The organism is Streptomyces griseus (assembly GCF_900460065.1).
Lineage (GTDB): Bacteria > Actinomycetota > Actinomycetes > Streptomycetales > Streptomycetaceae > Streptomyces > Streptomyces griseus.
On record NZ_UAVD01000032.1, the window covers coordinates 1 to 23,739 of the forward strand.

Below are 23,739 nucleotides of genomic sequence, written 5' to 3' on the forward strand. Positions count from 1 at the left end.
CGTCGCGAAGCTGCTCGATCCACAGCTCGCGCTGTACGTCACCCGGCTGCGGGCCGCCCAGGAGGCCGGGGAGCTGCGCGCCGACGCCGACCCCCGGATCGCCCTGGAACTCCTCATCGGCCCGCTGATGCACCGCTGGCTGCTGCGGACCCTCCCGCTCACCCACGCCTACGCCGACGCGATCGTCGACTACACCCTCGGCGGGCTCACCCCGCGCCCGTGACCCCCGGGGGCCCGGCGAGAGTCCCGGGGTGCGCCGCCCATGGCCGGAGACGTCCGATATGGGGTGACATCGGGCGTGATGGTGCTCACTCGGTGCGGTGGTACACGGCCCCGCTGGTGAACTCTGGCCACCCGAACCGCAGGATGGTGCGACCATGGACAGGCAACGCTGAGGTGAACTGCTGAGGTGAGGGGATAGATGGGCGCCGATTCCGGCCGTTTCCGCGGCACAGAGAGCAGGATCTCCCAGTGGCTGCGGCGACGTCCCAAATCACCGGGGGCCGACACCGACGAGTCGGCCAGGGTCGGGCTGCTCCTGGCGGTCGCCGACGCGGGCATGCCCATCGCCCCCGCCGCCCACCCCCTCGGATACCGATGTTCGTGCGAACGCATCGGCTGTCCCACCCCCGCCCGACACCCCGTCTCCTTCGCCTGGCAGACGCAGTCGACCACCGACCGCGGCCAGATCGAGCGCTGGGCCGACAGCCAGCCCCTGGCCAACTTCATCACCGCCACCGGCATGATCCACGACGTGCTGGACGTCCCCCTCACCGCGGGACGCGGCGCCCTGGAGCGCCTTCTCGACGCCGGCATCGACGTCGGCCCGGTCGCCCAGTCCGGCGAGGACCGGATGCTCTTCTTCACCGCCACCCGGGGCACCCCCGAGGACGAGGACGAGTGGTGGCCCTGTGAGCTGGACTGCCACCCCGAGACCATGGACGCCCATCCGGGCCTGCGCTGGCACTGCCGGGGGAGCTACGTCCTGCTGCCGCCCGCCCGCCTCCCCGGTGAGCTCGACGTCCGCTGGGTGCGCGGCCCCGAGCACGAGCTGCCCGATCCGCTGACCCTGCTGGAGACCCTCACCGACGCCTGCGCGCGGTACGCGGGCAGCGCCGAGCAGAGCGAGCTGGACCACGACGCGATCGCCTGGCCGCTGAGCCGCTGAGCCGCTGTCCGCGTGCGACGGCGCCCGGGCCGGAGCCCGGGACCGTTTCGAGAGCGGGCCCGGAGTCCCGGACCGTCGGCGGCGTGGCGGCCCGCGCCGCTACTCGCCCTTCGCCGCGACCAGACCCGGCAGCCGGTTCAGCATCCGCACCTTGCCGCCGGAGCCGGAGCCGGACTCCGAGCCCGCCGCCCCCGCGCGCGGCGGGACGTGCACCAGCTGGCTGGAGATCCGCTCCTTGGTGAGACTGCTGTTCACCTCGCCGGTGAGCAGCGCCTTCACATCCGCGTTGACCTCGGGCCGCAGCCCCTTCGCCGCGGTCTGCCGCTCGAAGTGCTTGCTGCTGAAGAAGACCAGCGCCCCGCCGTCCTCGGTGCGCAGCCCGAGCGGCGCGAACGCCGCACGCGTCAGCGGCTGGTCGACGTACTGGTACGAGAACCCCGCCCGCCGCGTGGTGCGGCGCGTCTCGCGCCAGCCCGAGGTCGACGTGGAGGGCGTGAACACGTCGGGGGAGCCGTTCTGCAGATAGCCCGTGTACGAAGCGCTCAGCTCCGCGGGCGCCACGGCCAGCCCGTCGTCGTCGGGCTCCACCGGCGTGGCGAACCCGTCCTCGTCCCGGGCGAACTCCGGTACCCCCGACGACGGGACGACCGCCAGGTACGACGCCTTCCACAGCGCGTCGGGGCCCGACCGCACGAACACCACCAGCCAGCGGGTGTCCAGCTTCCCGCCGTCCTCGTCCCGGTTGGAGTCGGTGTCCGCGAGGAACCAGCGCGGCCAGCCCGCCTTCTTGGGAACGACGTACGTCGCGTCGTCCAGCACCAGCGGCTCGTGCGCCTTGTTGCCGTCGGGGTTGTACGTCCGGCGCGCCTTCAGCCCGGCCTGGTTGATCGCACCGAGCGAACCCGTCACCCGGTCCGCGTCCAGCGCGGGATCGAACGCCTTGTCCGCCGCGTTGTAGGCGTCGGTGAAGTCCTTCAGCGCCTGCGCGGCCTCCGGCTTCTTCGCCCCGGGCAGCACTTCCAGCTCCCCGTGCACCGTCACACAGCCGCTCGCCGTCAGGCACAGCACCGTCGCCGTCGCGAGCCCCGCCGTCAGCCGGCCCAGCCCAGGGTGTCTCGTCATCCGCTGCTTCCGCGCCTTCTGATCCGTCGCCCGCACTGACCGTCGAAACCCTACCGGGGGCGGCGGACGGCGTGCGGACGGGGACCGATACAGCGTCCACACCGTGACCTGGCGGCCGAGGCCGCGTCAGACCCCGCGCACCGGCACGATCAACGGCCTGCCCGTACGGGGGTGCGGGAAGACCTCCACCGGCTGGCGGTAGACCTCTCCGAGCAGTTCGCCGCTGAACACCTCGTCCGGCGGACCCAGTTCGGCGATCCGCCCCTCGTGCAGGACGGCGACGCGGTCGGCGTACGCCGCGGCGAGCCCGAGGTCGTGCAGCACGACCACCACCGCGTCCCCGGCGGCGGCCCGGTCCCGGCAGATCCGCAGCACCAGCTCCTGGTGGCGCAGGTCCAGGGCGGCGGTCGGTTCGTCGAGCAGCATCAGCGGGGCCCGCTGCGCCAGCACCCGGGCCAGCGCCACCCGGGCCTTCTCGCCGCCCGACAGCGCGGAGAACGGGCGGCCCGCGAACCGGGTCACCTCGGTGGCCGCCATCGCCGCAGCCACCGCGGCGTCGTCCTCGCCCTCCCGGTCCGTACCCGTCCAGGGCGCCCGCCCCATCCGTACGACGTCCTCCACCGGGAACGGGAAGGACAGCACGGCCGACTGCGGCAACACCGAGCGGCGCAGAGCCAGTTCGGGCGCAGACCAGCCGCCGGCCGGACGCCCGTCGATCCGCACCTCGCCGCTGCCGGCGGGCAGGTCGGCGGCCAGCGCCGCCAGCAGCGTCGACTTGCCCGCGCCGTTCGGCCCGACCAGCGCGACCACCTCACCGGCGTGGGCGGTCAGGTCGACGGAGTCCAGCACCAGCCGCTGCCCGAGCCGGACCGAAAGCCCGACCGCCGCGACGGCGGGGGAGCCGGGCGCCACGGGCGCAGGCAGCTCCCGGGGGCGTACCGCGAACAGGTCTCTCAGCGTCCTCATGCCCAACCACCTTGCTTACGACGGGTCCTGCGCAGCAGCCAGAAGAAGAACGGGCTGCCGAAAAGCGCGGTCAGCACCCCGAGCGGCAGCTCGGCCGGGGCCGCCACCGTACGGGCCGCGAGGTCGCCCGCCACCAGGACCAGGGCGCCGCCGAGCGCGCTGCCCGGGACGAGGAAACGGTGGCCGGGGCCGTTGGCCATCCGCAGCAGGTGCGGGACGAGCAGCCCGACGAAGGAGATGATCCCGGCGACGGCGACCGCGGCGGCCGTCAGCAGCGCCACCACCAGCACCAGCACGATCCGCAGCCGCTCCACGTCCACGCCCAGGTGCCGGGCCGGCCGCTCGCCGAGGGCCAGCAGGTCCAGCTTGCGGGCGTAGAACGGGGCGATGAGGAGCCCCGCCAGCGCGCACGGCAGTACGGCGAGCACCTTGGGCCAGGTCGCCTGGGAGAGCGAACCGAGCTGCCAGAAGGTGATCTGGGTGATCTGCGCGTTGTCCGCGAAGAAGATGAACAGGCCGATCAGCGCACCCGCGAAGGCGTTGACGGCGATGCCGGTGAGGATCAGCGTGACCACTTCGGTCCGGCCGCCGGACCGCGAGAGGGTGTAGACGAGCAGCACGGTGATGAGTCCGGCGACGAACGCGCAGACGGTGATGGTCCAGTTGCCGAAGAAGCTCAGGCCGAGCGCGATGGAGGCGACCGCGCCCACGGCCGCGCCCGCCGAGATGCCGATCACGCCGGGCTCGGCGAGCGGGTTGCCGAACACGCCCTGCATCAGCGCGCCCGCACAGCCCAGCGACGCGCCGACCAGCAGCGCGAGGGCGACCCGGGGGAGCCGCACGTTCCACAGGACGCTCTCGCCGACCCGGTCCAACTCCTGGCCGCCGAGCCCGATCCGGTGCTGCACGGAGGACAGGACGTCGCCGAGCGGAATGGAGTACGCGCCGATCGCCGCGGACAGCAGACAGCCGACGAGCAGGGCGAGGGCGAGTGCGGCGGTGAGGACGAAGGTCCTGCTCCGGGGGGACCGGGGCGCGGCGCCGTCCGCTCCGTCGCCCGGGGACTTCGGGCCGGTCCCGGCGCGTGCCTCGTGCGAGGTGGTCACCGGTCCGTCGTACGAGGTGGTCACCGGCCCGTGCCGCCCTTCGCGTACAGCTGCTCGACGATCTCGGCGAGCACCCGGTCGGTGCGCGGCCCGTAGTTGAGCAGCACCCCGTCGTCGACGGTGACGATCCGGCGGTCCATCCCGGCCGGGGTCTCCGCGATGCCGGGGATCTTCACCAGACCGTCCATGCCGCCGACCGACTCGAACCCCTTGGTCATCAGGAGGATCGCGTCCGGCGCGGCCTTGGCCAGCGCCTCGCTCGTGATGGCGGTGAAGTCCTTGTCCAGCCCCGACTCCTTGCCCGCGTCGACCGCGCCCGCCGCCTCCAGCAGTGAACCGGCCCCGGACTCGGCACCGCCCAGCAGATAGACGGAGGCCGAGCCGCGCAGATAGAGGAAGGCGACCCGGGGCTTCTCGCCGTCCTCGTGGTCCGGGATGGACTTCTGGACGGCGGCGATCCGGGCCTCGGTCCGCTCCTTGAGCTCCGTGCCCGCGGACGGTACGCCCAAGGCCTCGGCGACGGTGTCGATGCGGCGGCCGACGTCGGCGAGCTCCTTGGCGGGTTCGACGACGAGGAGCGGGATGCCCGCGTCGCGGATCTGGTCGATCGCCTCGGCCGGCCCGGTGGTGGTGTCGGCGAGGACGATCGTCGGCTTCAGCGAGAGGACGCTCTCCGCCGACACGTCGTGGGCCCGGGTCACCACGGGGAGCTTCTCGGCCTGTTCGAAGGTGGCGGTGATGTCCCGGGCGACCACCTGCTTGCCGAAGCCGAGGGTGAAGACGATCTCGCTCAGCGACCCGGTCAGCGGCACGATCCGGTCGGTGGAGTCGATGGTGACCTCCGTGCCGTCCGCCGAGCCGACCGTCACCGGCAGCTTCGGCGCGGGCGCCGCGGCCAGCGGCTCGACCCGGTCGACGTCGGCCTTGCTCCCGGCGGACTTCGGCGCCGAGTCGCTCCCTCCGCCTCCGCCGCAGCCGGTCAGGACCAGGGCGAGGGCGACCGCGGCGGTGAGGGCGGCGGTCGCCCTGCCCCGGGCCGTGCGACGGGGAGGAGTCCGTCCGGCGTCCGGGCCGTCGGAGCCCTGGGGGCTCCTCGTGGCGAAGGCCTGCGAGATGTGCACGGGGCACCGTCCTGTCGTTCTGCGGCGTGCGGTCGGCCGTTCGCCGGCAACGGCGTGACCGGAGGGGGTTCCGGCCGGGGCTGGGAATACCTTAGGTTAGCCTTACCTGAGCATCCAGTCCTCGGAGGGGTCCTCATGCCGTCGTCCAGATCCACCCGCGCGCTCGCCGTCGCGCTCCTCGCGGTACTGCTGGGGGCCCTGCTCCCCGCCGCCACCGCACAAGCGGCCGGCCGCACGGTGCAGGGCGGCCGACTGGACTGGGGCATCAAGTCCTCCTTCCAGAGCTATGTCACCGGGCCCATCGCGAGCGGCAGTTGGAGCCTGACCGGCGGCGCCGCCACGGTCGGCGGCAGCCAGTTCCGCTTCCACTCGGCCACCGGCTCCTACGACCCGGCCACCGGCGCGTTCGACTCCGGCTTCTCCGGCGGCGTGCACTTCACCGGCCACAAGAAGGCCGACGGCAGCAACGAGCTGGACCTCACGATCAGCCGCCCCACCATCCGGATCAGCGGCGGCAGCGGCATGCTCCACGCGGACATGGTCAGCAAGGAGCGGGGGACCGGGAAGGTCTCCAACCGCTCCCAGGTGCCGCTGGCCAGGCTCGGCCTCGGCGGGATCGACATGAAGGGCGGTTCCACCCCCATCGCCCTCACCAACGTCCCCACCACGCTGACCGCCGAGGGCGCCTCCGCGTTCGCCGGCTACTACACCGCGGGCACCCCGCTCGACCCGATCAGCCTCTCCGTCGACACCCGGGGCGCGGCCGCCCAGCCGAAGCCGTCCGCCCCGGAGAAGAAGAAGGACGAGGACGGGAAGGAGAAGGCGGCGAAGAAGGACGAGCAGAAGGCCGGCCGCTTCGAGGACGCCGCTGTCGACTGGGGCGTACGCCGCACCTTCCGCGAGTACGTCACCGGCTCCATCGGCCAGGGCGAGTGGACGCTCGCCGACGGCGCCCAGGACGGCGGCGCCCTGTTCCGCTTCCCCCGGGGCACGGGGACGTACGACGCGAAGAAGCAGACGCTGGACGCCGACTTCGGCGGCAGCATCCGCTTCACCGGCGCCCACGACCTCGACCTGAAGTTCGCCGGCGTCACCGTCGCCGTCGCCAAGGGCGAGGGCACCCTGTCGGCCGACGTCACCAGCGCCGGCACCACCACCGAGGACGTCCCCCTCATCACCTTCGCCGCCGAGGACTTCGCACCGAAGGACGGCCTCGCCGCCCTCACCGAGGCCCCCGCCACCCTCACCGCCGAGGGCGCCAAGGCGTTCGGCTCGATGTACAAGGCGGGCACCGCGATGGACCCGGTCTCGCTCGCCGTGGCCGTCGACGACCAGGCCCGACTGCCCGCGCTGCCGGACCTCGGCAGCGAGCCGACGGCCGCCGCCGAGCCCACGGAGAAGGCCGTCGAGGAGCCCTCCGCCGCACCGTCGGCGGCCTCCTCCGACTCCGGCCCGGGCGCCGGCACCTGGGCGGCCGTCGGCGGCGGTGTGCTGCTGCTCGTCGCGGCCGGGGCCTTCTTCGGCCTGCGCCGCCGCGGTGCCGCGCAAGGCCCCGACGCCACCCCGGGCCCCGACGCCCCCAAGACCTCCTGACCCGGCACCCATGAGCGCCTTATGGGTCGTCACCCCCTCCCCCCACGCCTCTCTTCCCCCTCCCCCCGTTCCGCAAGGAGACCCACCGACATGGCAGCAACCCGCCGCCCCATAGCCCTCGCCGCGGCCGTCGCCACGGCCGCCGTCCTGGGCGCGACCTTCGCCCTCCCCGCCCTCGCCGCCGACAACGCCTCCGGGGCCGCGCCCACGGCCGCCCCGAAGCTGGACCTGGTGGACGGCACGCTGGACTGGGGCATTCACGCGGACTTCCGCAAGTACGTGATCGGCCCCATCGCCCACGGCAGTATCACGGTCACGGACGGCGCCAAGCAGGACGCCGGGAACGGTGTGTTCACCTTCACCGGGGGCACGGGCACCTACGACACCGGGACGCACGAATCCCGGACCGCGTTCAAGGGCGGCGTCCGGTTCGAGGGCCACGAGGGCGTCCTCGACGTCAAGCTGAGCGACATCAAGGTCGGCACGGGCCGCCAGACCGGCACCATCACCGCCGACTTCAGCAGCAAGAAGCGGGACGGCTCCGTCGTCACCAAGAACGACGCCTCCATCGCCGCGCTCGACATGACGGCCGCCAAGCGGGGCGGCGGCGCGGGCGGTGCGATGGTCTTCTCCGACATCCCCGCCAAGCTGACCGCCGACGGCGTGGACGCCTTCGGCGGCTTCTACGCGGAGGGCTCCGCGCTCGACGCGGCGACCCTGACGGTCAAGACCGCCGCGCCCGACCCGGACCCGTCGAAGGACCCGAGCAAGGACCCGAGCGACGACCCGTCGAAGGACCCGTCCAAGGAGCCCTCCAAGGACCCGTCCAAGGACCCGAGCAAGGAGCCCTCCGAGGACCCGTCGAAGGACCCGTCCAAGGAGCCGACGACCGGCCCGTCGCCGTCCGCCTCCGAGACCGCCGCGCCCGTCAGCGGTCCGGTCGTCGACGGCACCCTGAACTGGGGCGTCAAGGAGAAGTTCCGCTCCTACGTCGTCGGTCCGATCGCGCGCGGCAAGGTCGAGACGAGCGGCGGCGCGACCACCGCGGGCGACGTCTACCGCTTCAGCGGGGCCACCGGTCACCTGGACGCCGACAAGAACACGCTGAACGCCGCGTTCCAGGGCCAGGTGCGCTTCCTCGGCCACGAGAAGGCCGGCGCGTACGAACTCGACCTCTCCCTCAGCAACCTGAAGGTCGACGTCGAGGGGACCTCCGGCAAGCTCGTCGCCGACGTCTCCTCCAAGGCGCTCCCGACCGGGACGAACCCGAACCCGAAGGTCAACAAGGCGACCGGCGTGGACTTCGCCGACCTGAAGGTGCCCGCGGGCGCGCTCGCCGCCAAGGGCGGCATCGTGAACCTCAAGGACATCCCGGTGACGCTCACCGAGGGCGGCGCCAAGGCGTTCGGCGGCTTCTACCAGCAGGGCGAGCAGCTCGACGCCCTCAACGCCGTGGTCTCCCTCGACAAGGACGCCCAGCTTCCGGGCGGCTCCACCGGTGGCTCCGGTTCCACGGGCGGTTCGGGCTCCACCGGCGGCTCCGCGGCGGGCGGTTCGACCACCGGCGGCGGTGGCACGGTCGGCGGCGGCTCCACCGGCGGTACGGTCGGCGGCTCCGGCGCCCTGGCCGCCACCGGCTCCGACGTCCCGACCGGCGCCCTGATCGCCGCCTCCGGTGTCGTCGTCGCGGCCGGCGCGGGCGTCGTGATCGCGGCGCGCCGCCGTCGCGACGCCACCGCCTGATCCACCCCGCACCACCCGCACGGCCCGGGGCCGTACCGGAAGCTCACCTCCCGGTACGGCCCCGCCGCCGTACCGCCGACTCCCGTCCCGCCGTCCGGCAGTGCTTGAATGCCCCCGTGAGCGACTACGACGTACCCCGGGGCATCGACGTCCTGCGCGTGTTCTGCGGACCCGACGGCCGGTACGGCAACGCGCTGGGCGTCGTACGCGACGGACGCGACCACCCCGACGAGGCCTCCCGGCAACTCCTCGCCCGGCGGCTGGGTTTCGCCGAGACCGTGTTCGTCGACGACCCGGAGCGCGGGCGGGTGGACATCCACACCCCGGGGCTCCGGCTGCCGTTCGCCGGACACCCGCTGGTGGGCGCCGCCTGGCTGCTGGACCTGGAGATCCTGGAGCTGGCGGTCGGGGACGTGTTCGCGCGCCAGGACGGGGAGTTCACCTGGATCACCGCCCGCCCGGAGTGGGTCCCGCCGCGCACGCTCCAGCAGTACGGGAGCGCCGCCGAGGTCGAGGCGCTGGAGGGCCCGCCGCCCGGCGAGGGATGGCTCTACGCCTGGGCGTGGGAGGACGAGGCGGCCGGGCGGGTCCGGGCGCGGGCCTTCCCCCGGCGCGGGCAGGAGGGCGGGATCGTCGAGGACGAGGCGACGGGCGCGGCGGCCCTGCTGCTCAGCGCGCGGCTCGGCCGGGCCCTGAACATCACCCAGGGCCGCGGCTCCCAGATCCTCACCGCCCCCGCGCCGGACGGCACGGTGGAGGTCGGGGGCCGCGTCCTGATGGCGGTCCGAGGCTGATCCCGCCACGGGAACCGGTCCCGGGGCGGCCCGTCCCGGGTTCGGACCCGCCGCGGCCCGGTCCCGCCGCGGAGCCGCCGTCCGTGCCCCGGACACGCGTGCGGCTCCACCGGAAGCCGGTGGAGCCGCAGGTTCAGGGGCGTGCGCGCCCGCGCGCCGTCACGCGCTGAGCGGGAAGACCTCGCCCAGTTCGCGGAAGACCGCGGTGTTCAGCGCGAAGGCCCGCTTGCACTCCTCGATGATGCGCTGCTTCTCCAGGTCGTCCGCGTTCACCGCGTCCAGCAGCTCGCGGTAACCCCGCTTGAACGCGGCCGGGTTGGTGATCTCCTCGAAGACGTAGAAGCGCACGCCGTCGCCCTTGCGCTCGAAGCCCCAGGTCTTCTCCGCCTTGTCGCGGATGATCTGACCGCCCGAGAGGTCGCCGAGGTAGCGGGTGTAGTGGTGGGCGATGTAGCCGGCGGGCCAGGTGCGCGCGCACTCCGCGACCCGGGCCGCGTACGCGGCGGTGGCGGGCAGCGGCTCGACCCCCTCGCGCCAGTCGGCCCCGCGCAGGTGTGCCAGGTCGCGCTCCAGCTCGGTGGAGCGCATCAGCTCCGGCTGTATGAAGGGACCGGCGACCGGGTCGTCGCTCAGCGCCTCCGCGCCCTCCTCCAGGGCCCGGTACACGAACCACAGCTGCTCGGTGTAGCGGGTGTAGGCGTCCACTCCCAGCCGTCCGCCGAGCAGGTCACTCATGAAGGTCGAGGTCTCGGCCTCGGTGTGCTGCTCGTGCGACGCGGTGCGGATGAGCGTCGAGAAGGGAGTGACGGTGGCGGTTGCGTCCAAGGCGGGCCTCCGGGGACCGAGGGGGACGGGAAGTCCAGAAAGAGACGGATATATCGGCAGAGGCCGCCGCAGCGGTGCGGCGGCGCGTGCCGATACGCCGATCCTCCTACTTAGGCTTACCTAAGTCAACTGGTTCCCGACTGCCTGTCGGTAAAAGGTTAGACGCAGGGAAAGGGGAGGGTCCTGTTATGTGCGTTATGGGGTGATTACGGGAGGGTGAGGATCTCCGCTCCGGTCTCCGTGACCACCAGCGTGTGCTCGAACTGCGCCGTCCGCTTGCGGTCCTTCGTCACCACGGTCCAGCCGTCCTCCCACATGTCGTACTCGTGGGTGCCCAGCGTCAGCATCGGCTCGATGGTGAACGTCATGCCCGGCTGCATCACCGTGGTGGCGTGCGGGCTGTCGTAGTGCGGGATGATCAGACCGGAGTGGAACGAGGAGTTGATCCCGTGCCCGGTGAAGTCGCGCACGACCCCGTAGCCGAACCGCTTCGCGTACGACTCGATGACCCGCCCGATCACGTTGATCTGGCGTCCGGGCCGGACCGCCTTGATGGCGCGGTTCAGCGACTCGCGGGTGCGCTCGACCAGCAGCCGGGACTCCTCGTCGACGTCGCCGCAGAGGTAGGTGGCGTTGTTGTCGCCGTGCACGCCGTTGATGTACGCGGTGACGTCCAGGTTCACGATGTCGCCGTCGCGCAGCACGGTGGAGTCGGGGATGCCGTGGCAGATGACCTCGTTGAGCGAGGTGCACAGCGACTTCGGGAACCCCCGGTAGCCGAGCGTCGAGGGGTACGCGCCGTGGTCGACCATGAAGTCGTGGGCGACCTTGTCGAGCTGGTCCGTGGTGACCCCGGGGGCGATGTGCTTGGCGGCCTCCTCCATCGCCTGCGCGGCGATGCGGCCCGCGACGCGCATCCGCTCCACGGTGTCGGCGTCCTGGACCTCCGGGCCGGTGTACGGCGTCGGGGCCGGCTTCCCCACGTACTCGGGGCGCCGGATGTTTCCGGGGACGGAACGGACGGGAGTGATCTCCCCTGGTACGAGAAGCGACTGGCCAGACATGCCAGCGAGTCTAACCAGCGGCCCCGGGGGCACTATGGCGACAAGGAAAGGAGCAGTCGATGGCCCTGTTCAAGAAGCGCACGGTCGGCAAGCCGGGCGAGTGGTACTACTGCCTGGAGCACAAGAAGGTCGAGGAAGGCCCGGAGTGCCCGGCGCAGAACCGGTTCGGCCCCTACACCTCCCGCGAGGCGGCCCAGCACGCGATGGACACGGCGCGCGACCGGAACCTGGAGTGGGACACCGACCCCAAGTGGCACGACGAGGACAAGGGCGACCGCTCCGGCCCGTCCGGCGATTGAGGACGTCCTTTCCAGCCCCCGCGGCGCTCGAGGAGCGGGGCGCGGGGCGGAGCCCCGGACCGGGTCACCCCTCCACCCGGGCCTCCCGCCTCCGCACCGCGTCCTCGTCCGTCTCCGAGTCGTACCGCACCAGCTTCGGCAGCGCGGCCGTCAACAGCACCACCGACGCCACGCACGCCACCCCGCCCGTCCAGATCGCCGACCGGGTGCCCGTCCAGCCCGCCATCGCCCCGGCCCGCACCTGGCCCAACTGCGGACCGACGCTGTACGAGAGCACCTCGATGCCCGCCAGCCGGCCCCGCAGCTCCTCCGGGATCGTCTGGTTCCAGATGGTCGCCCGCCCCAGCCCGCTCAGCATGTCGCCCGCCCCCGCGACGGCCAGGCAGAGCAGCACCACCCACACGCTGGAGAACCAGCCCGCCGCGGCGATGGCCAGCCCCCACGCCGCCGCACCGAACACCACGAACAGCCCGTGCCTGCGCACCCGGCTCGTCCATCCACTGGTCAGCCCCAGCACCAGCGAGCCGACCGAGCCCGCCGCGTACATCAGGCCCAGCGACCACTCCGCGTCCAGATCGTCCGCGAGGAACGGGAAGATCGTGTTCGGGAAGGCGAAGAACATCGCCGCCATGTCGATCGCGTACGTCCCCAGCAGCACCGGCCGGCTCCAGGCGTACCGCGCCCCCTCGACGATCCCGCGCAGCGACGGCTTCTGCGCGTCCCGCGCCGGCGGGGCGGGGGAGAGCCGCAGACAGAGCACGACGGAGGCGGCGAACGTGCACACCGTCACCCCGTACGCGGTGCCGTGCCCGGCGTACGCCACCACCAGACCGGCCAGCGCCGGTCCCGCGATGGCCCCGATCTGCCAGCGCAGCGAGTTCAGCGCGGCCGCCGCCGTCTGCTGCTCGTGCGGCACGATCCGGGCCATCAGGGAGTCCAGCGCGGGCCGCTGGAGCCCGGCGAGCGCGGACACCCCGCCCGCCACCACGTACAGCGGCCACAGCAGGGGCTCCGGGAGCAGGGCGTTCACCAGCAGGATCGCGGCGAGCACCCCGAGCCCCGCCTCGGTCAGCAGGATGACCCGGCGGCGGTCCACCGAGTCCGCGAGCGCCCCGCCGTAGAGCCCGAAGACCACCAGCGGCACCAGCTCCACCGCGCCCATCGCCCCGACCGCGAGCGGGGAGCCCGTGAGGTCCTTGATCTGGAGCGGCAGCGCGATGAGCGCCATGAAACTGCCGAAGTACGTGATCAGGCCCTGGACCCACAGCAGCCGGAAGTCCGGCGACGAGCGCCAGGGGGAGAGGTCCGGCAACAGGGCCCGGAACCGTGCCGACGCCGGTGAGGGGGACGGCGAGGGGGGCGAGGAGGGGGAGGGCGGGGGAGGTGCTGAGGTCACGAAGGGCCATGATCCGCACTGCCGGGCGTTTCGGGCAAGCCGATATTCCCCGACGCCCGCCGGGCCGGGCGCAGGGCCCGCCGACGCCCGCCGCCCGACGGCCCGCGCCCCTCCCTCACCCGAACGGAGGACCGCGCGGGGGCGGGTGGGGCGCCGGTGGCCGGTGGACCGGGAACGGCACCGGGACCCCGCAGCGACGGCCTCCCCGCGGCTACCTGGCAGTAGGGTCGGGCCCATGACTACACAGGACAGCGGCAGCGCGCCCAAGCCCCCCGCCAAGGACCCCTGGGACCTCCCCGACGTCTCCGCCCTCAGCGTCGGCGTGCTCGGCGGCACCGGCCCGCAGGGCCGCGGCCTCGCCTACCGGCTCGCCCGCGCCGGACAGAAGGTCACCCTCGGCTCCCGGGACGCCGGACGCGCCGCCGACGCGGCCGCCGAGCTCGGGCACGGTGTCGAGGGCACCGACAACGCGGAGTGCGCCCGGCGCAGCGACATCGTGATCGTCGCCGTGCCGTGGGACGGCCACGCCAAGACCCTGGAATCCCTGCGCGAGGAGCTGGCGGGCAAGCTCGTCATCGACTGCGTCAACCCGCTGGGCTTCGACAAGAAGGGCGCCTACGCCCTCAAGCCGGAGGAGGGCAGCGCCGCCGAACAGGCGGCCGCCCTGCTGCCGGACTCCCGGGTCACCGCCGCCTTCCACCACCTCTCGGCCGTACTGCTCCAGGACGAGTCCATCGAGGAGATCGACACCGACGTCCTCGTCCTGGGCGAGGCGCGGGCCGACACGGACATCGTGCAGGCGCTGGCGGGCCGCATCCCCGGAATGCGCGGCATCTTCGCGGGCCGGCTGCGAGGCGCCCACCAGGTCGAGTCGCTGGTGGCGAACCTGATCTCGGTCAACCGCCGCTACAAGGCCCACGCCGGACTGCGCGCCACCGACGTCTGACCGGCCCCGCCGGGCCCGTTCGGGGCACAACGGGGCATGGGGGACACTGGACGGGACCGCGACCCGTTCCCGACAGGAGCCGACCCCCATGCCCCGCATCGCTCTCTACGCCCTCGTCGTCTGCGTCCTCGCCGTCGTGGCGGCCGTGGTCTCCTTCACGCAGGGCAGCCTGCTCGGGATCGTCTGGGTGCTCGTCGCGGGGCTCTCGTCGAACATGACCTGGTTCTACATCCGCAGGCACCGGCTGGCCGTCGCCGCCGACGCGGGCTGAGCCCCGGGCCGCCGCACGGTCAGCCGACCGCGCAGCCCGGGTCCCGCTCCCCGAAGAGGCCACGCCAGAAGCGGTACAGGTCGTCACCGCAGTACCGCTGGTACTCCTCGACGCCCAGCCCGCGCAGCAGCGCGTGGACGGCGTCGAAGAACACGATGTTCACCTCCGGGATCCAGAGCAGCGCGAACACCGCGATCAGCCCGAACGGCGCGATCGGCTCCACCTGGCGGCGGACCTTGTACGACAGCCACGGCTCGATCACCCCGTACCCGTCGAGACCCGGGACCGGCAGGGAGTTCAGGATCGCCGCCGTCACCTGGAGCATCGCCAGGAACGCCAGCGCGTAACGGAAGGCGCGCGGCACCCCGTCGAGCGCGTCCAGCCAGAACGGCGCCGTGCACACCACCGCGAACGCCACGTTCGTCAGCGGGCCCGCCGCCGAGATCAGACTGTGCCTCCACCGGCCGTGGATCCGGCCGCGCTCGATGTACACCGCGCCGCCGGGCAGCCCGATCCCGCCCATGATCACGAAGATCACCGGCAGCACGATGCTGAGCAGCGCGTGCGTGTACTTCAGCGGATTGAGCGTCAGATAGCCCTTCGCCCCCACCGACAGGTCCCCGCTGTGCAGCGCGGTCCGGGCGTGCGCGTACTCGTGGAGGCAGAGCGAGACGATCCAGGCCCCGGTGACGAACAGGAACACCGCGAAGCCGGTGGCGTCCGCGAAACCCGTCCAGACCGCCCAGCCCGCGACCGCGGTGACGGCGGCGATGCCGAGGAAGACCGGGCTGACACTCCGGTCGCCGCGGGTGGCTGCGGTGGTCATCGGCGCTCGACTCCTGAGGTGGGGGCCGCGGAGCTGGCCGCAGCGCGTGATCGTACGGGTCCGACAGGGCTGGAACGCCGGAGACCGCTTGTGGAGTTCCACCCGGTCAACGCCGCGCGCCCCTCCGTCACGGACAATGGGCCCGTGCGCTACTGCATCCTCGGCACCACCCGGGCACTCCGCGACGACGGCACGGCCGTCTCCCTCGGCGGAGCGCGGTTGCGCGCCCTGCTCACCGTGCTCGCGCTGCGCCCCGGCCGGACCGTCCCCGCCGGAGTCCTCGTCGACGAGGTGTGGGACGGCGACCCGCCCGCCGACGCGGCCGGGGCCCTCCAGGCCCTGGTGGGGAGGGCGCGGCGGGCCCTGGGCCGGAGCGCCGTCGAGTCCGTGGCGGGCGGCTACCGGCTCGCCGCCCCGCCGGACGCCGTGGACCTGCACCGTTTCGACCGGCTGGCGGGGGAGGGCAGCCGGGCGCTGGAGGACGGCGACGCGCCGCGTGCCCTCGCCCTCCTGGGGGAGGCCCTCGCCCTGTGGCACGGGCCCGCCCTCGCCGATCTGCCCGACCGCGCGGCGGAGGCCTCCCGCTGGGAGGCCCGCAGGCTCGACGCCCGGCGCGCCCGGTTCGGAGCCCTCCTCGCCCTCGGGAGAGCGGGCGAGGCGCTGCCGGAGCTGGCCGTGCTCTGCGACGCCCACCCGCTCGACGAACCCCTCCAGGTCCTGCGCATCACGGCCCTGCGGGACGCCGGGCGGCCCGCCGAGGCGCTGGCCGCGTACGAGGAGGTCCGCGCCCTGCTCGACGACCGCCTCGGCACCGCCCCGGGCCCGGGGCTGCGCGCCCTGCACACCGAACTGCTCCACCAGGAGCCGCCGGCGCAGCCCGTGCCGTCCGCGCCGGGCCCGGCGCCCCGCCCGGACCCGGGCCACCCGCCCGCCCCGGGCACGGGCCGCACCCCGGCGACCCCGGCCCCCACCGGTCGGGACACCACCGGGGACACGCCCGTCACCGGGAACCTCCGGGCCCGGCTCACCAGCTTCGTCGGCCGCGACACCGACATGGCCGCCCTGCGCGAGGACCTCGGCCGCGCCCGGCTCGTCACCCTGCTCGGCCCCGGCGGCGCGGGCAAGACCCGGCTGTCCCAGGAGACCGCGGAGGCCGCCGCCGCGTCCTGGCCCGACGGCGTCTGGCTGGCCGAGCTGGCCCCCGTCGACGACCCGGACACCGTGCCCGAAGCCGTCCTGACCGCGCTCGGCGCCCGCGAGACCGTGCTGCGCGGGGCCGGCGCCGAGGAACTGCGGGCCACCGACCGCACCGCCGCCGACCCCCTCGTACGCCTCACCGAATACTGCGCCCCGCGCCGGATGCTGCTGCTCCTGGACAACTGCGAGCACGTCGTCGGGGCGGCGGCCGTGCTCACCGACCATCTGCTGGCCCACTGCCCGCACCTCACGGTCCTCGCGACCAGCCGCGAACCCCTCGGCGTGCCGGGCGAGTTCGTGCGCCCCGTCGACCCGCTGCCCGACCCGATGGCGCTGCGGCTGCTCGCCGAGCGCGGGGCGGCGGCCCGCCCTGGCTTCCGTACCGACGCCGACGAGGCGACCGCCGCCGCCTGCGCCGAGATCTGCCGCCGGCTGGACGGGCTGCCGCTCGCCATCGAGCTGGCCGCCGCCCGACTGCGGATGCTGACCCCGCGGCAGATCGCCGACCGCCTCGACGACCGCTTCCGTCTCCTCACCAACGGCAGCCGGACCGTGCTGCCCCGCCAGCAGACCCTGCGCGCGGTGGTCGACTGGTCCTGGGACCTGCTCGACGCCGCCGAACGCGCCGTCCTGCGCCGCCTCTCCGTCTTCGCCGGGGGCTGCACCCTCGGCGCCGCCGAAGAGGTCTGCGCCCTGCCCGCACCGCCCGACGGCACCGTCGTGGACCCCCTCGACGTCGCCGCGCTGCTCGGCTCCCTGGTCGACAAGTCGCTCGTCGTCGCCGCGCCCGGCGGGGACGGGGAGATGCGCTACCGGCTCCTGGAGACGGTCGGCGAGTACGCCGCCGAGCGCCTGGCGGAGGCCGCCGAACGCGACGCGGTCGCGCGCCGGCACCTCACCCACTACCGGGAACTGGCCCGGATCACCGGGCCCCGGGTGCGCGGCAGCGGCCAGAGCGGGGCCATCGCGCTCCTCCAGCGCGAGTACGAGAACCTGCGTTCCGCCCTCCGCCACGCCGTCGCCGTCCGGGACGAGCAGGAGGGCCTCTGCCTGGTGCTGTCGATGTCCTGGTACTGGATGATGCGCGACCTGAACGCGGACGCCCGCCACTGGAGCGCGGCGGTGGCCGCGCTGGGACCCGACCCCTTCGCCCCGCCCGGCGTCCGGGCCCCGTCGCTGCTGGAGCGGGCCACCGACCGGCCGCCGCCCTGGGCGCCGGAGCAGGTGGCGGAGGCCCGGCGCGGCGTGGGACTGATCCAACTGGTCAGCATGGACCACGCGATGGACGAGTGGCTGACGCCGCAGGGCCAGGAGCGGCTGCGCATCATCAGCCGCACCTACCGCCCCGGGCAGCCGCAGACCTGCCGTGCGCCCGGCTCGCTCTGGATGTTCTCGGTCCTGCTCACCGGTGAGCTGGACGAGCTGCGCGAACTGATGGACGAGACGGTCGTGGCCGCCCGGAAGTTCGGCTACGAGTGGGAGCTGGCGGCCGCGCTGGAGATGCGCGCCAAGATCCTCGCCAACCGTTCGGACTGGGCGGGCGACGCGCTGGCCGACGCGGACGAGAGCCTGGCGATCTTCACCCGGCTCGGTGACGACTGGGGCGCCGCCGAATCGCTCTCCTCCCGGGGCGAGGCCAACGAACGGGCGGGCCTCTTCACCGCCGCCACCGACGACTACCTGGCCGCGATCGGCTACGCGAAGAAGCTCGGGGCCCGGTCCCAGGTGGCGGTGTTGCGCGCCCGGTACGCGGGGGTCCTCACCGAACTCGACCGGTTCGACGAGGCCGAGGCCATCCTGCGCGAGATCGTCGACGGCGGCCGGTTCTCCGGCCACGAGGCGATGCCGACCGCCCGGCTGCACCTGGGCTTCCTGCTCGGACGGCAGCGGCGGGTGGCCGAAGCCCGTGAGCAACTGGTGCTCCTGCGCAAGGAGTTCAGCTCCCGCACGGTCGGCATCTTCGACGGGTTCGTGCTCGCGGTGCTGGCCTGGCTGGACAACCTCGACGGCGCGTACGCCTCCGCGCTCGACACCGCCATCACCGCGATGGGCCGCTCCCAGGACCGGCTCTCGGCCATGATGGCCCCGTACATGGCGTCCATGCAGCTCGTGACGATCGCGCGGGCCCTGGCGGGCCTCGACGCCGAGGGGGCCCCGGAGGCCGCCGCCCGGCTGCTCGGCCTCCAGGCGGAGCTGCTGCCCGCCGAACACGTACCGACCTCCCTGGAGCGCCAGACCCTCGTCGAGGCCGAGCAGGCCGTTCGCGCCCGGATCGACGACGCGGCGTACGCGGCGGCGTACGCGGAGGGCGGTGGCCTCACTCTCGACGAGGCCACCGCCCTGGCGGAGTCGTACCGGGGCGATCCTCCGGCCTAGGCCTGTCGTCGGACTGCCGTCGTCGCCCGAAGGGCCAGGCGGCAGTCCGACGGCAGGGCCTGGCGGCTCAGGACTTCTTGCGGAACTTGGCCACCGCCAGCGGAGCCATCACCAGCGTGATCCCGGCGGCCCAGGCGAGCGTCAACCAGACCGAGTTGCCGACCGGGTCGCCCTGCATGAGCGCCCGCGCCGCGTCCGCGAGGTTGGAGAGCGGGTTGTAGTCGGTGAAGGCCTGGAGCCAGCCCGGCATGGTCTGGGTCGGCACGAAGATCGAGGAACCGAACTGCAGAGGCATCAGCACGATCATCGCCATCCCCTGGACGGCCTGGGCCGTCTTCATGGTCAGCCCGAGCAGGATGAAGATCCACATGATGGAGGCGCCGAACACCGCCGACAGCGCGACGGCCCCGAGGAGCCCGAACACCGAGCCGTGCAGCTCCATGCCGACGACGAACCCCATGCCGAGCAGGATGAGCATGGCGACCATCAGCCGGCCCAGCTCGACCACGATCTTGGCGATGAGCACCGAGGACCGGGCGATCGGCATCGTCCGGAACCGGTCCATGACCCCCTTGCGGAAGTCGTCGTTGACGCCGGTCCCGACGGCCATGGCGATGTTCAGCCCCATCATCGCCATCAGCCCCGGCACCAGGTAGTTCACGTACTCCTGGCGGTCCCCGCCGAGGCTGGCGCCGACCGAGCCGCCGAAGACGTACACGAACAGCAGGATGAAGATGATCGGCATCAGAAGGACGTCGAACATCGACTCCGGGTCCTTCTTGATCTGGAGCAGATTGCGCCGCGCCAGGGCCCCGATGTGCCGCAGATTGGCCCGCAGGCCGATCCCGCCCTCGTCGGCCGCCGCCGGCTTCGACGGTGCGGAGCCCGCGGCCCCGGCGGGGGCGGGGGGCAGTGTGGTGGTGCTCATGCGGCGACCTCCTGGGGAGCCTGGTCGGACAGGGACGTGGTCTTGTCGCCGGTGATCGCGAGGAACACCTCGTCGAGGCTGGGCAGGGCGGTGGCGACATGGGCGAGGGAGAAGCCCCGGACGCCCAGCAGCCCGATGACGGCGGTCAGCTGCTCGTCGCTGAGGATCGGCACGTACAGCAGCCCCTCGTCCGGCACCGCCTGCGCACCGGCGACGCCGTCGAGGCCCGCCTCCCGGATCGCCTGCGCCATCGCGGCCAGCTCCGCCGGGTCCGAGGGCCGGATCTGGAGGGTGCGTCCGCCGACCTTCGCCTTCAGTTCGTCGACCCCGCCCCGGGCGATGATCTTCCCGCGGTCGATCACGGTCAGCTCCTTGGCGAGCTGCTCCGCCTCCTCCATGTACTGGGTGGTCAGCAGGACGGTCGCGCCCTCGGCGACCATCCGCTGCACCTCGTCCCAGACCTCGTTGCGGGTCCGGGGGTCGAGCCCCGTCGTCGGCTCGTCCAGGTAGAGCACGGCGGGGCTGCCGATCATGGAGGCGGCCAGGTCGAGCCGGCGGCGCATCCCGCCGGAGTACTCCATGCAGGCCCGCCTGGCGGCCTCGGTGAGCGAGAACCGCTCCAGCAGCTCGTCGGCGCGGGCCCGCGCCTTCTTCCGGGGCAGATCGAGCAGCCGCCCGATCATGTAGAGGTTCTCCCAGCCGGAGAGCTTCTCGTCGACCGAGGCGTACTGCCCGGTGAGGCCGATGGTGCGGCGGAGCTGCCGGGGCTGGCGCACCACGTCGAAGCCCGCGACGACCGCGTGACCGGAGTCGGGGGTGATCAGGGTGGACAGGCAGCGTACGAGGGTGGTCTTGCCGGCGCCGTTGGGGCCGAGCACCCCGAGGACGGTGCCCTCGCGGACGTCGAGGTCCACGCCGTCCAGAGCTTTGGTCTCGCCGTAGTGCTTGACCAGCCCCCGCACCTCGACGGCGTTGCGGCCGCTGCTGGGGTTCTTGTCGATTCGTTCCATGCCCACCAGCAGACCAGCGCCCACCGACAGCTCGCCGACAGGCCGCCGACACGGCCCCGAGCCGGGCGCCGGACGGGCGACAGCCCGCCGATGGGGGATGTCGGCGGGCTGTCGGTGGTGCGGGAAATGGCTGGTGGGCGCGGGTCGGACGCGCGCCGGAGGACCCGGAGGCCCGCGGGCCTGCCGGGGAGCGTCAGTGGAAGGTGTGCTCCGGCGCCGGGAACGTGCCGCCGACGACCTCGTCCGCGAACTCCTTCGCGGCGTCGCCGAGCACCTGGCGCAGGTTCGCGTACTGCTTGGTGAAGCGCGGCACCTTGCCGCCGGTCAGCCCGACCATGTCGGTGTAGACGAGCACCTGGGCGTCGGTCCCGGAACCGGCGCCGATGCCGACGGTCGGGATGTGCAGCGTACGGGTGACCTCGTCGGCCAGCTCGGCGGGGACCAGCTCCAGCACGACGGCGAACGCCCCCGCGTCCTGTACGGCCTTGGCGTCGCGCAGCAGCTGCTGGGCGGCCTCCTCGCCGCGCCCCTGGACCCGGTAGCCCATCGCGTTGACGGACTGCGGGGTCAGACCGATGTGGCCCATCACCGGGATGCCGGCCTCGACCAGCAGCCGGATCTGCTCGTGGGACCGCTCGCCGCCCTCCAGCTTGACCGCGCCGACACCCGCTTCCTTGATCAGCCGGGTGGCGTTGCGCAGGGCCTGGACGGGGCCCTCCTGGTACGAGCCGAAGGGCAGGTCGGCGACGACCAGGGCGCGCTTGGTGCCCCGGACGACGGCGGCGGACAGCAGGGCGATCTCGTCCATCGTGACGGGCACGGTGGTCTCGTAGCCGAGGTGGCAGTTGCCCATGGAGTCGCCGACCAGCATGACCGGGATGCCGGCCTCGTCGAAGACGGACGCGGTCATCGCGTCGTAGGCGGTGAGCATGGGCCACTTCTCGCCGCGCTCCGTGGCGGCGGCGATGTCGTGGACGGTGATGCGGCGGGTGGACTTCCCTCCGTACAGCGCCTTGCTGCTGTCGGCGGACGCACCTGCGGGGGAGGAGGTGCCCGTGGGGGAAGCGGTGGCGCCCGTGGGGGAGGGCGGATTCTGTGCAGCCTGAAGCGACATGGCCGGTGGCTCCTTCGTCATCTCGAGGCGCCCTGACGGCGTCCCCGGATCCCTTCCATGGTGGCATCCCGCCCGCCCGCTCGGGAAGTGGGCCCGCACGCGTGTCCGAACGGCGGCCACGGGGGAACCGGTGGGGAGCCGGAGGGGAAACCTTTAACAATACGAGACGGTCTCGTATCGAAATGAGGTTAGGATCGTCCCCATGCCCATACCGTCCGGCGCTCCCGCCGCCGCGCCCCGTGTTCCCGAGGCGATCCACCGCCGCCGCTGGTGGATCCTCGCCGTCCTCATGTTCAGCCTGCTCATCGTGGTGCTGGACAACTCGATCCTGAACGTCGCGGTCAAGACGATCGCGAGCCCCGCCCCCACCGGCATCGGCGCCACCCAGAGCGAGCTGGAGTGGGCGATCAACTCCTACACGCTCGTCTTCGCCGGGCTGCTGTTCACCGCGGGCCTGCTCGGCGACCGGATCGGCCGCAAGAAGGTCCTCCTCGCCGGCATCCTGGTCTTCGGCGTCGGCTCCGCGCTGGCCGCCTTCTCCACCTCGCCCGGCGAGCTCATCACCTGGCGCGCGCTCATGGGCTTCGGCGCCGCCTTCGTGATGCCCGCCACCCTCGCCGTCCTGATGAACGTCTTCGAGCGCGACGAGCAGCCCAAGGCCATCGGCATCTGGGCGGGCAGCGTCGGACTGGGCATCGCCATCGGACCGATCACCGGCGGACTGCTCCTGGAGCACTTCTGGTGGGGCTCGATCTTCCTGGTGAACGTCCCCGTCGTCGTGATCGCCCTCGTCGCCATGGTGATCCTGGTCCCCGACTCCCGTGACCCGAAGCCCGGCAAGGTCGACCCCGTGGGCGTCGCACTCTCCATCGTGGGCCTGGTGCTGCTGGTGTACGGGATCATCCGGGGCGGCGAACTGGCCGACTTCACCGACACCACCGTGCTGGTCGCCATCGTCGGCGGACTGCTGGTGCTGGCCGGATTCGTCTGGCACGAGAAGCGCAGCAGCCACCCGGCCATCGACATCACGTATTTCCGCGAGCCCGCGTTCGCCGCCGCCGTCGCGGCCATCGCCCTGGTCTTCTTCGCCCTCATGGGCGTGACCTTCTTCTCCGCCTTCTACCTCCAGAGCGTGCGCGGGTACACCGCCCTGGAGTCCGGCCTGCTGATCGTTCCGCTCGCCGCCGCACAGATGATCTTCGCGCCCCGGGCCCGGCTGGTCGTCGACCGCTTCGGCGCCCGCGCCGTCTGCACGGCCGGCATGCTGCTGGTGGCCGCCGGACTGGCGTCGTTCGCCCTGTTCGACGCCGGTACGCCGGTGTGGGTGATGTGCCTCGTCTTCTTCGTCCAGGGCACCGGGATGGCGCACATCATGCCGCCCGTCACCGTCGCCGTGATGCAGGCGCTGCCCCGCGAGAAGGCCGGTTCCGGTTCGGCGATCAACAACACGTTCCGCCAGGTCGGCGGCGCGCTCGGCATCGCGGTCCTCGGCTCGGTGCTCTCCACCGTCTACCGGGGCGACATCGAGGGGCACCTCGGCGCGGTCCCGGCCGGGGCCAGGGACGTGGCGGGCGAGTCCATCGAGGCCACCCTCGGCGTCGCCGAGAAGCTCGGCCCGGTGGCCGGAAAGCCTCTGGTGGCCGCCGCCAACGACGCGTTCATCGGCGCCATGCACGTGACCGCGCTCGGCTCGGCGGCCGTCGCCCTGATCGGCGCCGTCGTGGTCGGCCTGTTCCTGCCCGGCCGGACCCCGGCGGCGACCGGCGCCCCCGGGGCAGCGGAGGCCCCGCCGGTGAAGGAGAAGCTGCACCGCTGACGCGCGCACGGGGGGCCGGGGCGGGCGCGGGCACCGGGGCGGGCACACTCGCCCGCCC

At 73.2% G+C, this 23,739-nt stretch carries 21 protein-coding genes; 10 read left to right on the forward strand and 11 right to left on the reverse strand.

What is annotated here, in order from left to right:
- Both DTB53_RS22985 and DTB53_RS22990 read left to right on the forward strand, forming a co-directional pair.
- A partial coding sequence (locus tag DTB53_RS22985; RefSeq protein WP_172595288.1) for a TetR-like C-terminal domain-containing protein occupies positions 1–223 on the forward strand: 223 nt, incomplete at its 5' end.
- A gap of 198 nt (positions 224–421) precedes the next feature.
- Positions 422–1,168, forward strand: a complete 747-nt coding sequence (locus tag DTB53_RS22990; RefSeq protein ID WP_012381184.1) for a bifunctional DNA primase/polymerase — start codon at positions 422–424, stop codon at positions 1,166–1,168.
- A gap of 99 nt (positions 1,169–1,267) precedes the next feature.
- On the opposite strand, the gene DTB53_RS22995 is transcribed toward DTB53_RS22990, so the two are convergent.
- From DTB53_RS22995 to DTB53_RS23010, 4 genes are all read right to left on the reverse strand, one after another.
- The gene (locus tag DTB53_RS22995) at positions 1,268–2,290 is read right to left on the reverse strand and encodes an SCO2278 family lipoprotein (RefSeq protein WP_012381185.1); all 1,023 of its coding nucleotides are present in this window, start codon (positions 2,288–2,290) and stop codon (positions 1,268–1,270) included.
- A gap of 126 nt (positions 2,291–2,416) precedes the next feature.
- Positions 2,417–3,256, reverse strand: coding sequence for a heme ABC transporter ATP-binding protein (locus DTB53_RS23000; protein ID WP_003969506.1), 840 nt, complete (start codon positions 3,254–3,256; stop codon positions 2,417–2,419).
- Positions 3,253–4,362 carry a FecCD family ABC transporter permease gene (locus DTB53_RS23005; RefSeq protein ID WP_042498786.1) on the reverse strand — a complete coding sequence of 370 codons (1,110 nt, stop codon included), beginning with the start codon at positions 4,360–4,362 and terminating at the stop codon, positions 3,253–3,255. Before DTB53_RS23005 ends, DTB53_RS23000 begins: the two co-directional genes overlap by 4 nt.
- 20 nt (positions 4,363–4,382) lie before the next feature.
- Positions 4,383–5,483 carry a heme/hemin ABC transporter substrate-binding protein gene (locus DTB53_RS23010; protein WP_042497303.1) on the reverse strand — a complete coding sequence of 367 codons (1,101 nt, stop codon included), beginning with the start codon at positions 5,481–5,483 and terminating at the stop codon, positions 4,383–4,385.
- A gap of 135 nt (positions 5,484–5,618) precedes the next feature.
- On the opposite strand from DTB53_RS23010, the gene DTB53_RS23015 reads away from it, so the two are divergent.
- From DTB53_RS23015 to DTB53_RS23025, 3 genes are all read left to right on the forward strand, one after another.
- Positions 5,619–7,076 (forward strand): HtaA domain-containing protein, encoded by a 1,458-nt coding sequence (locus tag DTB53_RS23015; RefSeq protein WP_012381188.1) that lies wholly within the window; start codon positions 5,619–5,621, stop codon positions 7,074–7,076.
- Positions 7,077–7,166: 90 nt separating this feature from the next.
- On the forward strand, positions 7,167–8,819 hold the full coding sequence (locus DTB53_RS23020) for an HtaA domain-containing protein (protein WP_012381189.1): 1,653 nt from the start codon (positions 7,167–7,169) through the stop codon (positions 8,817–8,819).
- A 116-nt stretch (positions 8,820–8,935) separates the two neighbouring features.
- A complete protein-coding gene (locus DTB53_RS23025; protein ID WP_012381190.1) occupies positions 8,936–9,613 on the forward strand; it encodes a PhzF family phenazine biosynthesis protein in 678 nt (225 codons plus the stop codon).
- A gap of 159 nt (positions 9,614–9,772) precedes the next feature.
- On the opposite strand, the gene DTB53_RS23030 is transcribed toward DTB53_RS23025, so the two are convergent.
- Positions 9,773–10,438: a biliverdin-producing heme oxygenase gene (locus DTB53_RS23030; protein WP_003969514.1), complete on the reverse strand. Its 666-nt coding sequence runs from the start codon at positions 10,436–10,438 to the stop codon at positions 9,773–9,775.
- Between the two features lie 206 nt (positions 10,439–10,644).
- Positions 10,645–11,502, reverse strand: a complete 858-nt coding sequence (map, locus tag DTB53_RS23035) for a type I methionyl aminopeptidase (RefSeq protein WP_012381191.1) — start codon at positions 11,500–11,502, stop codon at positions 10,645–10,647.
- A 59-nt stretch (positions 11,503–11,561) separates the two neighbouring features.
- On the opposite strand from map, the gene DTB53_RS23040 reads away from it, so the two are divergent.
- On the forward strand, positions 11,562–11,801 hold the full coding sequence (locus DTB53_RS23040; RefSeq protein ID WP_012381192.1) for a hypothetical protein: 240 nt from the start codon (positions 11,562–11,564) through the stop codon (positions 11,799–11,801).
- A gap of 64 nt (positions 11,802–11,865) precedes the next feature.
- Here the strand turns inward: DTB53_RS23040 and DTB53_RS23045 are convergent, their stop codons facing one another.
- Complete coding sequence (locus tag DTB53_RS23045) at positions 11,866–13,113, reverse strand: MFS transporter (protein ID WP_012381193.1); 1,248 nt, start codon at positions 13,111–13,113, stop codon at positions 11,866–11,868.
- Between the two features lie 319 nt (positions 13,114–13,432).
- Here DTB53_RS23045 and npdG point away from each other — a divergent pair, with 319 nt between their 5' ends.
- Both npdG and DTB53_RS23055 read left to right on the forward strand, forming a co-directional pair.
- Positions 13,433–14,143 carry an NADPH-dependent F420 reductase gene (gene npdG, locus DTB53_RS23050; RefSeq protein WP_003969519.1) on the forward strand — a complete coding sequence of 237 codons (711 nt, stop codon included), beginning with the start codon at positions 13,433–13,435 and terminating at the stop codon, positions 14,141–14,143.
- 88 nt (positions 14,144–14,231) lie between these two features.
- On the forward strand, positions 14,232–14,414 hold the full coding sequence (locus DTB53_RS23055; protein WP_003969520.1) for a hypothetical protein: 183 nt from the start codon (positions 14,232–14,234) through the stop codon (positions 14,412–14,414).
- A gap of 19 nt (positions 14,415–14,433) precedes the next feature.
- Here DTB53_RS23055 and DTB53_RS23060 read toward each other — a convergent pair whose 3' ends face one another.
- Complete coding sequence (locus tag DTB53_RS23060; RefSeq protein ID WP_003969521.1) at positions 14,434–15,240, reverse strand: site-2 protease family protein; 807 nt, start codon at positions 15,238–15,240, stop codon at positions 14,434–14,436.
- Positions 15,241–15,384: 144 nt separating this feature from the next.
- Between DTB53_RS23060 and DTB53_RS23065 the strand changes: the two genes are divergently transcribed.
- Positions 15,385–18,813 carry an AfsR/SARP family transcriptional regulator gene (locus tag DTB53_RS23065; protein ID WP_042498791.1) on the forward strand — a complete coding sequence of 1,143 codons (3,429 nt, stop codon included), beginning with the start codon at positions 15,385–15,387 and terminating at the stop codon, positions 18,811–18,813.
- A gap of 67 nt (positions 18,814–18,880) precedes the next feature.
- On the opposite strand, the gene DTB53_RS23070 is transcribed toward DTB53_RS23065, so the two are convergent.
- The 3 genes from DTB53_RS23070 to panB form a co-directional block, all read right to left on the reverse strand.
- Positions 18,881–19,741, reverse strand: a complete 861-nt coding sequence (locus DTB53_RS23070; RefSeq protein WP_012381195.1) for an ABC transporter permease — start codon at positions 19,739–19,741, stop codon at positions 18,881–18,883.
- Positions 19,738–20,751 carry an ATP-binding cassette domain-containing protein gene (locus tag DTB53_RS23075; protein ID WP_030700825.1) on the reverse strand — a complete coding sequence of 338 codons (1,014 nt, stop codon included), beginning with the start codon at positions 20,749–20,751 and terminating at the stop codon, positions 19,738–19,740. The genes DTB53_RS23070 and DTB53_RS23075 overlap by 4 nt, the downstream gene beginning before the upstream one ends.
- Before the next feature lie 193 nt (positions 20,752–20,944).
- On the reverse strand, positions 20,945–21,865 hold the full coding sequence (panB, locus tag DTB53_RS23080) for a 3-methyl-2-oxobutanoate hydroxymethyltransferase (RefSeq protein WP_012381196.1): 921 nt from the start codon (positions 21,863–21,865) through the stop codon (positions 20,945–20,947).
- A 202-nt stretch (positions 21,866–22,067) separates the two neighbouring features.
- On the opposite strand from panB, the gene DTB53_RS23085 reads away from it, so the two are divergent.
- Positions 22,068–23,681: a DHA2 family efflux MFS transporter permease subunit gene (locus DTB53_RS23085; protein WP_012381197.1), complete on the forward strand. Its 1,614-nt coding sequence runs from the start codon at positions 22,068–22,070 to the stop codon at positions 23,679–23,681.
- Positions 23,682–23,739: the final 58 nt, after the last annotated feature.

Excerpts from the sequence above, each read along its gene's own strand:
- DTB53_RS23060 (WP_003969521.1), bottom strand. The coding sequence starts at position 15,240 with ATGACCACCGCAGCCACCCGCGGCGACCGGAGTGTCAGCCCGGTCTTC.
- panB (WP_012381196.1), bottom strand. The coding sequence starts at position 21,865 with ATGTCGCTTCAGGCTGCACAGAATCCGCCCTCCCCCACGGGCGCCACC.
- DTB53_RS23055 (WP_003969520.1), top strand. The coding sequence starts at position 14,232 with ATGCCCCGCATCGCTCTCTACGCCCTCGTCGTCTGCGTCCTCGCCGTC.
- DTB53_RS23085 (WP_012381197.1), top strand. The coding sequence starts at position 22,068 with ATGCCCATACCGTCCGGCGCTCCCGCCGCCGCGCCCCGTGTTCCCGAG.
- DTB53_RS22995 (WP_012381185.1), bottom strand. The coding sequence starts at position 2,290 with ATGACGAGACACCCTGGGCTGGGCCGGCTGACGGCGGGGCTCGCGACG.
- map (WP_012381191.1), bottom strand. The coding sequence starts at position 11,502 with ATGTCTGGCCAGTCGCTTCTCGTACCAGGGGAGATCACTCCCGTCCGT.
- DTB53_RS23015 (WP_012381188.1), top strand. The coding sequence starts at position 5,619 with ATGCCGTCGTCCAGATCCACCCGCGCGCTCGCCGTCGCGCTCCTCGCG.
- DTB53_RS22990 (WP_012381184.1), top strand. The coding sequence starts at position 422 with ATGGGCGCCGATTCCGGCCGTTTCCGCGGCACAGAGAGCAGGATCTCC.
- DTB53_RS23075 (WP_030700825.1), bottom strand. The coding sequence starts at position 20,751 with ATGGAACGAATCGACAAGAACCCCAGCAGCGGCCGCAACGCCGTCGAG.
- npdG (WP_003969519.1), top strand. The coding sequence starts at position 13,433 with ATGACTACACAGGACAGCGGCAGCGCGCCCAAGCCCCCCGCCAAGGAC.
- DTB53_RS23040 (WP_012381192.1), top strand. The coding sequence starts at position 11,562 with ATGGCCCTGTTCAAGAAGCGCACGGTCGGCAAGCCGGGCGAGTGGTAC.
- DTB53_RS23070 (WP_012381195.1), bottom strand. The coding sequence starts at position 19,741 with ATGAGCACCACCACACTGCCCCCCGCCCCCGCCGGGGCCGCGGGCTCC.
- DTB53_RS23020 (WP_012381189.1), top strand. The coding sequence starts at position 7,167 with ATGGCAGCAACCCGCCGCCCCATAGCCCTCGCCGCGGCCGTCGCCACG.
- DTB53_RS23000 (WP_003969506.1), bottom strand. The coding sequence starts at position 3,256 with ATGAGGACGCTGAGAGACCTGTTCGCGGTACGCCCCCGGGAGCTGCCT.